Origin of the sequence: Micromonospora globispora (assembly GCF_003857015.1) — a bacterium.
GTDB classification, from domain to species: domain Bacteria; phylum Actinomycetota; class Actinomycetes; order Mycobacteriales; family Micromonosporaceae; genus Micromonospora; species Micromonospora globispora.
Window position 1 is genome coordinate 1 of record NZ_QGGF01000599.1, and the last position, 2,708, is coordinate 2,708.

Sequence of the window (2,708 nt, forward strand, 5' to 3'; positions counted from 1 at the left end):
GGCCGAGCAGCGGCGGCCAGGAAGGCGTCCAGCAGCCGCCGCTGCTCGGCCGGGCCGGCGGTGAAGCGGCGGCGGTGGTCGACGATCCGGGCCGCCGCCCGGTGGTGCAGCTGCCGGCAGTCCGCCGCCGAGCGGTCCAGGATGTCGCCGATCTCCGCGTACGGCAGCCCGAAGGCGGTGTGCAGCACGTAGACCGCGCGCTCCGGCGGGGTGAGCCGTTCCAGCAGGTGCAGCAACGCGGTGGAGAGCGAGTCCCGCAGCTCGGCGCTGTCCAGCGGGCCGAACGGTGACGGCGCGGTGGGCACCGGTTCCGGCAGCCACGGCCCCACGTACGTCTCCCGGGCGGCCTGCCGGGCCCGCAGCCGGTCCAGCGCGAGCCGGGTCACCACCCGGGACAGGTAGCGCCGCGGCTCGGCCACCGACTCCCGGTCGACGTCGAGCCAGCGCAGGTACGCCTCCTGGAGCACGTCCTCGGCGTCGTGCAGGCTTCCCAGCAGCCGGTACGCCAGCCCGAGCAGCATCGGCCGGTGCGCCTGGACCGCACCGGCCGCCTGCGCCGCCGCGGTGGTCACCCCTCGGTCGGCGGCTCGGTCCGGCTGGTCACCGCGATCCGGTTCCACACGTTGATTGTGGCGATCGCGACGACCAGGTCCGCCAACTCCTTCTCCGACCACACCTTGGCGGCGGCGTCCCACACCTCGTCGGGCACCCCGTGCTCGCCGAGCCGGGTGACCGCGTCGGTCAGCGCCAGCGCGGTCCGCTCCCGCTCGGTGAAGAAGGGCGCCTCCCGCCAGGCGGCCACCGCGAAGAGCCGGCGGCTGGACTCGCCCGCGGCGAGGGCCTCCCGGCTGTGCATGTCCACGCAGAACGCGCAGCCGTTGAGCATCGACGCCCGGAGCTTCACCAGCTCCAGCACCGTGTGGTCGACGGTCGACCGGACGTACTTCTCCAGCCCCAGCACCGCCTGGTACGCCTGCGGCGCCACCGCCGCCATGTTGATCCGACTCATTCCGGCCTCCCTAGAAGTTGACTGCACGCGTACGACGGGCGGCAGGCCCGGGGACGTGACAGTTGCCGGCTGTGACGGTCGTCATGCGGGTCGGTGGTCCACCACTGGTCGCCGGGGATTCCCCCACCGGCCACCCGCACCCCCGGAACGCCTCATCTGTGCCCGGTAGACCCAGTGGTGACCGACACCCATCGGAGGGGACAGATGACTTCACTCGATCGACGCACCCTGCTGCGCGCGGGGCTGGCGACCGGCGCCGGACTGGCCGGCGGCGGTCTGTTCGGCAGCGCCGGGGCCAATGCGGCGCCGGCCTGGCGCCCGTCCGACCGCCCCGTGCTCACCCACGGGGTGCAGAGCGGCGACGTGACCGCCGAATCGGCGTTGGTGTGGACCCGCGCCGACCGCCCCGGCCAGCTGATCGTGGAGGTCAGCCGCCGCCCCGACCTGCGCGGCGCCCGGCTGCTGCGCGGCCCGGTGGTGGACCCGTCGACGGACTTCACCGGCCGGGTGTGGCTGCGTGGTCTGCCCTCCGGCGAGCGCCTGCACTACCGGGTGAGCGTGGAGGACCTGGACTACGGCGTACGCAGCGAGCCGCTCGTCGGATCGTTCGTGACCGCTCCGGCACCGCACGACCGCCGGGACGTGCGGTTCGTCTGGACCGGGGACATCGCCGGGCAGGGGTGGGGGATCAGCCCGGACTTCGGCGGGATGGCCATCTTCCGCTCGATGCGGGCGCTCCGGCCGGACTTCTTCCTGTGCAGCGGCGACACGGTGTACGCCGACGGTCCGCTGAGCGAGGCCGTGACGCTCCCGGACGGCCGAGTCTGGCGCAACCTGGTTACGCCGGAGAAGAGCAAGGTCGCCGAGACGCTGACCGAGTACCGGGGGCAGTTCGCGTACAACCTGCTCGACGAGCACCTGCGGGCGCTCGCGGCCGAGGTGCCGCAGATCAACCAGTGGGACGACCACGAGGTGCGAAACAACTGGTACCCGGGCCAGATCCTGACCGACGCCCGCTACACCGAGAAGCGGGTGGACGTGCTCGCGGCCCGGGCCCGCCAGGCGTTCCACGAATGGCTGCCGGTGGCGGCCGGTGGACCGCTGTACCGGCGGCTGTCGTACGGCCCGCTGCTGGACGTCTTCGTCCTCGACATGCGCACCTACAAGGACCCGAACGACGGCAACACGTACGCCGACCCCGAGCGTGGCCTGCTGGGGCGGGAGCAGCGGGAGTGGCTGATCGGCGAGCTGACCCGGTCCCGGGCGACCTGGAAGGTGATCGCCAACGACCTGCCGCTCGGGCTCGTGGTGCCGGACGGCCCGGCGGCGCAGGAGGGCGTGGCCCAGGGCGACCCGGGCGCGCCGGCCGGCCGCGAGCTGGAGTTCGCCGAGGTGCTGGGCGCCGCCCACCGGGCCGGAGTGACCGGAATCGTCTTCCTCACCGCAGACGTGCACTACACCGCGGCCCATCACTACGACCCGGCGCGCGCCGCAATCGGCGACTTCACTCCGTTCTGGGAGTTCGTCTCCGGCCCCGCGCACGCGGGCGGGTTCGGTCCCAACACCCTGGACGGCACGTTCGGCCCGCAGGCCGTGTTCACGCACGCCCCGCCGCGGGCCAACACGTCCCCGGCGGAGGGTTTCCAGCACTTCGGCGAGGTGGCCATCGACGGGGAGTCCGGCGACCTCACCGTGCACC

At 73.4% G+C, this 2,708-nt stretch carries 3 protein-coding genes; 1 reads left to right on the plus strand and 2 read right to left on the minus strand.

Going from position 1 to position 2,708, the window contains the following annotated elements; genetic code table 11:
• Together DKL51_RS29990 and DKL51_RS29995 are read right to left on the minus strand one after the other, a co-directional pair.
• A partial coding sequence (locus DKL51_RS29990) for a sigma-70 family RNA polymerase sigma factor (protein ID WP_260428716.1) occupies positions 1-620 on the minus strand: 620 nt, incomplete at its 3' end.
• Positions 569-1,009, minus strand: coding sequence for a carboxymuconolactone decarboxylase family protein (locus DKL51_RS29995; RefSeq protein ID WP_109947764.1), 441 nt, complete (start codon positions 1,007-1,009; stop codon positions 569-571). The genes DKL51_RS29995 and DKL51_RS29990, both read right to left, overlap by 52 nt.
• A gap of 204 nt (positions 1,010-1,213) precedes the next feature.
• Here DKL51_RS29995 and DKL51_RS30000 point away from each other — a divergent pair.
• The coding region (locus DKL51_RS30000; protein ID WP_124812842.1) for an alkaline phosphatase D family protein at positions 1,214-2,708 on the plus strand (1,495 nt) is incomplete at its 3' end.